The sequence below is a fragment of the Kitasatospora sp. NPDC004799 genome, assembly GCF_040609095.1.
In the GTDB taxonomy this organism is placed as follows: Bacteria; Actinomycetota; Actinomycetes; order Streptomycetales; family Streptomycetaceae; genus Kitasatospora.
In genome coordinates this window covers 1-6,295 of the sequence record NZ_JBEXJK010000463.1, presented here as the reverse complement: position 1 = coordinate 6,295, position 6,295 = coordinate 1, and the positions used below count along the sequence as shown (strand labels likewise).

At 73.9% G+C, this 6,295-nt stretch carries 5 protein-coding genes; 2 read left to right on the top strand and 3 right to left on the bottom strand.

All coding sequences use genetic code 11. From position 1 onward, the window contains the following. Positions 1–115 precede the first annotated feature (115 nt). Positions 116–2,419 (bottom strand): glycosyl hydrolase family 18 protein, encoded by a 2,304-nt coding sequence (locus ABZW03_RS35495; protein WP_355267932.1) that lies wholly within the window; start codon positions 2,417–2,419, stop codon positions 116–118. A 384-nt stretch (positions 2,420–2,803) separates the two neighbouring features. Between ABZW03_RS35495 and ABZW03_RS35490 the strand changes: the two genes are divergently transcribed. Next, positions 2,804–3,577, top strand: coding sequence for an enoyl-CoA hydratase family protein (locus ABZW03_RS35490; RefSeq protein ID WP_355267929.1), 774 nt, complete (start codon positions 2,804–2,806; stop codon positions 3,575–3,577). A gap of 135 nt (positions 3,578–3,712) precedes the next feature. Here ABZW03_RS35490 and ABZW03_RS35485 read toward each other — a convergent pair whose 3' ends face one another. Then, complete coding sequence (locus tag ABZW03_RS35485) at positions 3,713–4,495, bottom strand: maleylpyruvate isomerase family mycothiol-dependent enzyme (RefSeq protein ID WP_355267926.1); 783 nt, start codon at positions 4,493–4,495, stop codon at positions 3,713–3,715. Positions 4,496–4,661: 166 nt separating this feature from the next. Between ABZW03_RS35485 and ABZW03_RS35480 the strand changes: the two genes are divergently transcribed. Further along, a complete protein-coding gene (locus tag ABZW03_RS35480) occupies positions 4,662–5,417 on the top strand; it encodes a DapH/DapD/GlmU-related protein (RefSeq protein ID WP_355267923.1) in 756 nt (251 codons plus the stop codon). A 48-nt stretch (positions 5,418–5,465) separates the two neighbouring features. Here the strand turns inward: ABZW03_RS35480 and ABZW03_RS35475 are convergent, their stop codons facing one another. Beyond that, positions 5,466–6,155: a helix-turn-helix domain-containing protein gene (locus ABZW03_RS35475; protein WP_355267921.1), complete on the bottom strand. Its 690-nt coding sequence runs from the start codon at positions 6,153–6,155 to the stop codon at positions 5,466–5,468. Between the last annotated feature and the right edge of the window lie 140 nt (positions 6,156–6,295).

Here is a 6,295-nt window from a genome sequence, read left to right as displayed (position 1 = left end):
AGGACGTCGGCGCGCTCGGCGGCGTCTTCCGGATCACCGACGGGCTCACCGCCGAGTTCGGCCCGGAGCGCTGCCTGGACACCCCGCTGGCGGTTCGAGGCGGGGCGCGGGCGGCCTACTTGAGCCCGGTGTCCAGCGCGGACATCAGGGTGCCGGACGGGGTGTCGCCGGACATTTCCCAGATCATGCCGCCGAGCAGGTTCTTCGACTTCAGGTAGGCCGTCTTCTGCGAGATCGACCAGGCGTCGTCGAAGGTCCACCACTGGCCGCCGGCTCCCGTGTAGCCGTACGTCGCAACGGACTTGGGATCGTGGTAGACCGTGAGGCCGGACAGGCTGGTGATCAGGTTGTGGTACCCGCGGGTACCGGCCTCGTCGCTGAACTGGCCCGGTGCGGCGCCGTTCGCGGACTGCCAGGCGCCGTGCACGCCGCCGTCCGCGACGCTCTGCCAGCCGCGCCCGTAGAACGGGAAGCCGATGGTCAGCTTGCGCGGGTTGACCCCGGCGTTCAGGTACGTCTGGACGGCCGTCTCCACGCTGAAGTGGGTGGTGTAGGGGTCGTTCGGGTCCTGGTAGAGGTTGGAGGCGTGGCCGGTGCGGTTCGGCTCCCAGGAGTTGTCGCTGCCCGAGCCGTGGAAGTCGTAGCCCTGGACGTTGGCGATGTCCAGCGAGCCGAAGATCTTCGAGAGGTCCCAGCCGGCCGCGACCTTCGCCGGGTCGGCGGGGGTGAAGGCGGTGAGCAGCTTGTGCGAGCCGCCCAACGCGTCCAGCTGCTTGCGGAATTCGGCCAGCAGCAGGGTCAGGTTGTCCTTGTCGTCGGGGCTCCAGTGGTTGCCCGGGTGGCCGTCGCCGGAACCGGGCCACTCCCAGTCGAGGTCGATGCCGTCGAAGATCCCGGCGGCCACGCCGTCGCCGCCGGCGCCGTTGTAGACCGGCAGGTTGCCCTTGATCCAGGTGTCGACGCAGGACTTGACGAACTTCTGGCGGGACGCGTCGGTGGCGGCGGCGTCGGAGAAGTACTTGGAGTAGGTCCAGCCGCCGAGCGAGACGACCACCTTCAGGTGCGGGTACTTGGCCTTGAGCTTCTTCAACTGGTTGAGGTTGCCGCGGAGTTTGCCCCAGCCGTCGTCGGCCACGCCGTCCACCGACTGGGCGGCGCTCATCGCCCGGCCGTAGTCCGCGTCGGCGTCACCGGCACCGGTGCCCTGGTCCGGGTCCTGCGGGTTGCCGCTGGTGCCCTTGGTGACGCCCGCCTGGCAGGTCAGGTTGACCGGATCGATGTTCTCGAAGGCGTAGTTGATGACGTCGAGCTTGGCGGCGGCGCCCGAGGTGTCCAGGTTCTTGACGAAGTACTGGCGGCCGTAGATGCCCCACTGGACGAAGTAGCCGACCCGGGCGTACTTCCCAGCGCCGACCAGGTCCGAGGTGGTCACCGTGAGCGGGGCGGAGGCGGGCGAGGCGTTGTCGGCGGCGTCCCGGGCCTTCACGGTGAACGTGTAGGTGGTGGACGGTGAGAGGCTGCCGACGGACGCGCTGAGCGTGCCGCCGGTGACGGTCGCAACCAGGGTGCCGCCCTGGTAGACGTCGTACGCGGCGACCCGGACGTTGTCGGTGGCGGCGTTCCAGGCGAGCTTCACGTCGGACGAACCGACCGCCGTCGCCCGGAGGCCGGCGGGTGCGGTGGGCGGCGTGGGGTCGGTGGACGGGTCGAAGGTGGACGCGGTGACGGACGCGCTGAGCGGGCCGGTGTTGCCGCGGCTGTCCTTGGCCCGGACGGTCAGGGTGTACGAGGTGGCCGGGGTGAGGCCGGTGACCAGGACGCCGGTGGACGGGCTGGAGGCGAGCACGGTGCTGCCGCTCAGCACCTCGTAGGAGGCGACCGGGAAGTCCCCGCCGGTGGCGGCCGGCCAGCTCAGGGCGAGGGTGTGCGCGGTGGACTCGGTGACGGTCGGGGTGCCCGGCGCGGACGGCGGGACGTCCGCCGTGCCGTCGCACTTGTCGCCGTTGACACGGCAGTTGAGCGGGCTGGAGACCGGGCCGTTGCCGACGAACCAGAAGCTGTACGGCTCGGTGGTGCTGTGGGCGTTGACGGTGGAGTTGTAGAACGCGGCCGTCGCGGTGACGTGCCGGCCGTTGACGGTGGCGGTGCCGTTGTAGCTGTTGCCGATGGTGACGCCGGTCGGGAGGTCGAACTCCAGGGTCCAACCGCTCACCGCGGTCGCGTTGTCGTTGCGGACGATGTAGGTGCCCTGCCACCAGGAGCCGTTGTCGGCGGTGGTGAAGGTGGCGGTGAGCTTTCCGGCGGCGTTCGCCGGGGCGGCCAGCGCGGTGAGCGCGGCGAGGGGAAGGAGCAGGACGGAGAGCAGTGCCAGCAGTCTGCTGCGCACGCGCGGGCGCCCGGCCCGGGATCGAGCGGACATGGTTCTCCCTGTGGCTGTGGGGGTTGAACAGGGTGACGTAGAACCTTGGTTGATCCGTGGGCGATCGATGCCTGCGCCGTGGGGAGGCGAGGCATGGGAACTGTAGGAGGACTGGACCAATGCGTCAACAGGTCTGTACCACTGGGGAGTTGGCGGGCACGGGGGGCGACGGCGGGCAGGGGTGCGACGGCGGGCAGGGATGCGACGGCGGGTGGGGTGCGATGGCGGGTGCGGCGGGCGAAGGGATGATCGGAGGACGTCGCGGGCGGTCGGCTCTGGCCGAGGGGCGGGTGGGCGTGCCAGAGTCGTGCGGGCGTCGTCCGGGCACCTCCCGGACCGCACCCGCAGTCCGACCCACCCTCAGCCGGAAGGCAGGCCCCGCCGATGACCAGCGCAGCGCCCCTCGTCCATGTCACCACCGCCGACGCCGTCACCACGCTCACCCTCGACTCGCCGCACAACCGCAACGCGCTCTCCACCCGGCTGATGGCGGAGCTGCACGCCGGGCTGGCCGCCGCGGCGGCCGACCCGGAGGTCCGCGCGGTGGTGCTCGGGCACACCGGCAAGGTGTTCTGCGCGGGCGCGGATCTCTCCGAGGCGACCGGCGCGGACCCGACGGTCGGCCCGCGCGGCCTGGTCGAGCTCCAGCGGGCGATCGTGGACTGTGCCAAGCCGGTGATCGCGGTCATCGACGGCCACGTCCGGGCCGGCGGCCTCGGCCTGGTCGGTGCGGCGGACCTCGCCGTCGCCGGGCCGGCCTCGACCTTCGCCTTCACCGAGGTGCGGCTCGGCCTCGCGCCCGCCGTCATCTCGCTGCCGCTGCGCCCGAAGCTGGACCCGCGCGCCGCCTCTCGCTACTACCTCACCGGTGAGGTCTTCGACGCGGCCGAGGCCGCCCGGATCGGGCTGATCACCAGTGCCACCGACTCCGCCGAGTCCACCGGCGTGGTGCTGAAGGGCCTGCTGGACGCGCTGCGGCTGGGCTCCCCGCAGGGCCTGGCGGAGTCGAAGCGGCTGGCCAACGCCGAGGTGGTGCGCTCCTTCGAGCGGGACGCGGACGAGCTGGTGGAGCTGTCGGCGCGGCTCTTCGGCTCGGAGGAGGCGCAGGAGGGGATGCGGTCGTTCCTGGAGAAGCGGCCCGCGCGCTGGGTGCGCTGAGGGCGGGGTTCCGGACCTCCTCGGCCGCGCGGCCGGGGGCACCGCCCGGCGGCGCTGCCTGGGGGTGCTGCCTGGGGGTGCTGCCCGGGGGCGCCGCCTGGGGCGCTGCCGTCCCTGGGCGGCGCCTCCCGGGCGTCACGACCAGCGGATCGCCGCCGCTTCGCTCCACAGGTCGAGCAGGCCCTGGTCGCCGCTCGTCTCGACCGCCCCGGCCTGCTCGGCGGACAGCCGGTTCCACAGCAGCGGGTAGAGCTCGTGGGCGGGGCCGGAGAGCGTCAGGTCGGTCGGCTCGGGGCCCTCGCCGGTGGTGACCGACGGCGGCTCCTGGGTGATGGTCAGTCGCCAGGAGCCGGTTCCGGCGCCGACTGCGTCGGTGGCCCGGACCTGGAGGGTCCGCGGCAGGTCACTGCGCAGCCCGGAACGGCTGCGGGCCAGGAAGCCGCGCAGCAGCTCGTCGATGCCGTCCAGTGCGAGCGCGGTGTCCACGACCGGACCGGGCGCCCCGGCGGCCGCGTCGGCGTCGTAGCGGTGGATCGCGGTCTCGTGCGCCTGGCGCCGGGCCCAGAACGCCAGCGGGCTGGGGGCGGGCAGGAAGCTCCAGCACTCGAGGTCGGCGGGCGCCGCGGTGAGCGCGTCCACCACGATGGCGTGGCTCTCGCGGTACCAGTCGAGCAGGGCGTCGTCCGAGGGCAGCGGCCCGACGGCGGCCCGCGCGCCCGCCTCGTCCAGCGGCGCTCGCAGGCCGCGGGAGGGCACGGCGGCGGCCCAGCGGTGGACGTAGCCGAGGTGGCGCAGCAGGTCCGCCAGCTGCCACTCGGGGCAGGTCGGTACGGGGGCGGACAGGTCGGTCCGGGCCGCGGCCTCGGCGAGCCGGGCGCCCTCGCGGCGTAGCGCGTCGATGTGCTCGGTGATCTCCATGAGCGGAGTCTTCCACCGGGGCCGGCCGCCATTCGCGGATTTCGGACAGTCCTGCTTCGGGTGTTCCTCGGGGTGGTCCTCGGGGCGTTCCTTCGGACGCCTCCCGGTGCCTCCCACGGTGCCTCCCGGCGAACGGGTGGAAGCTACGGGCCGGTAACGTGAGCGCATGCCGATAACCCGTTCCCTCGTCTCCGCCGTCCGGACCGGTGGCCGTCGCGCCGCCGGACGCCTCGTCCACCGGGGCTGGCGCTGGGTGCAGCGGACCGGCGCGGTCACCAACCGCAACCCCGGCCCGTACCGGTTCGGCGAGCTGGGGGACGGCACGACGCTCAGCTTCCCGCTCGGGGCGGTGTTCAACGAGCAGTGGATCACCATCGGGCCGTTCTCGATCATCGGCGAGCGGGTCACCATCAGCGCCGGGTTCCTGCCCGGGCTCGACCTCGGGCCGGACCCGATCGTGCGGATCGGCGGCGGCTGCGTGATCGGCCGGGACAGCCACATCGTCGGCCACCAGTCGATCGTCATCGGCGACGACGTGTGGACCGGGCCCGGCGTGTACATCAGCGACCAGGCCCACGAGTACCGCGACACCGAGCTGCCGATCGGCAAGCAGTGGCCGCGCAACGAGCCGGTGGAGATCGGCGCGGGCAGTTGGATCGGCACCGGCGCGGTGATCCTGCCGGGAGCGCGGATCGGCCGCAACGTGGTCGTCGCGGCGGGGGCCGTGGTGCGCGGCGAGGTGCCGGACCACAGCGTGGTCGCCGGTGCGCCGGCGAAGGTGGTGCGCCGCTGGACCGAGGCGGACGGCTGGCAGCCGCCGCTGCGCCACGACGCTCCGCAGCCGGTGCCGGACGGCGTGACCGCGGAGCAGTTGCGCGCCCTGGTCGGCTGGGACCTGCGGCTGCCGGGGGAGCAGGGCTGACACCGCCCGCCGGGAACCGCGCCGCACGGCGTCGACAGGTGTCCCGAACTACCCGGCGAGGGAGGCCTGTTCGGCGGTGCGGGCGGCGAGGGCGGCGGTGATCCGTGGGACGTCCGCGGGGCGCGTCGGGTCCAGGCCGGTCAGCGCGGCGATCCGGCGCAGCCGGTAGTCGACGGTGTTCGGGTGCAGGTGCAGGGCGCTCGCGGTGTGCCGGCGGTTCAGGCCCCCGGCCAGGTGGGTGCGCAGGGTGATGAGCAACTCCCCGGCGTCGGCCAGCGGTTCGAGCAGCGCGGCGAGCCGGGAGCGGGCCCGGCTGGGCCGGGTGAGCTGGTACTCCAGCAGGATGTCGTCCAGCCGGTGCAGCCCCGGGGGGCGGCCGAACGCCCGTGCGACGTCCAGGACTTCGTGGGCGAGGGCGGCCGCTCCGGGCACCTCGGCGGGGGCGGCCGAGGCGGCCCCGGCCAGTACGGCCGCACCGGCCGCCCGGGCTGCCGCGGCGAGGGTGGCGGCGAGCAGCGGCCACGGCGCCTCGCCGGTGTCGGCCTCCTCCGGGCCGGGTGCGGGGCCGAACGGGACGAGCACCAGGCCGCCCGTCGGGGTGAGCGCGGTGAGCGCCGACTGCCGGGTGCGGTGGTCGAGTTCGGCCTCGAAGCGACGGAGCTTGCGGCGGGCGGCGACGCCCGGGTCGACACCGGGGGAGTGCTCGTCGGGATGGTCGGCGACGGACAGGCAGAGCACGGCGTACCCGGTGGGCAGCCGGAGCCCGGCGCGGGCGGCGGCCTCGTCGGCGGGGGTGCCCGCGAGCAGCGCGCCGAGCAGCGCGTGCCGGGCCGAGCCCCGCCGCTACACCCTCTGCGGCAGCGGCCACATGCTCGGCC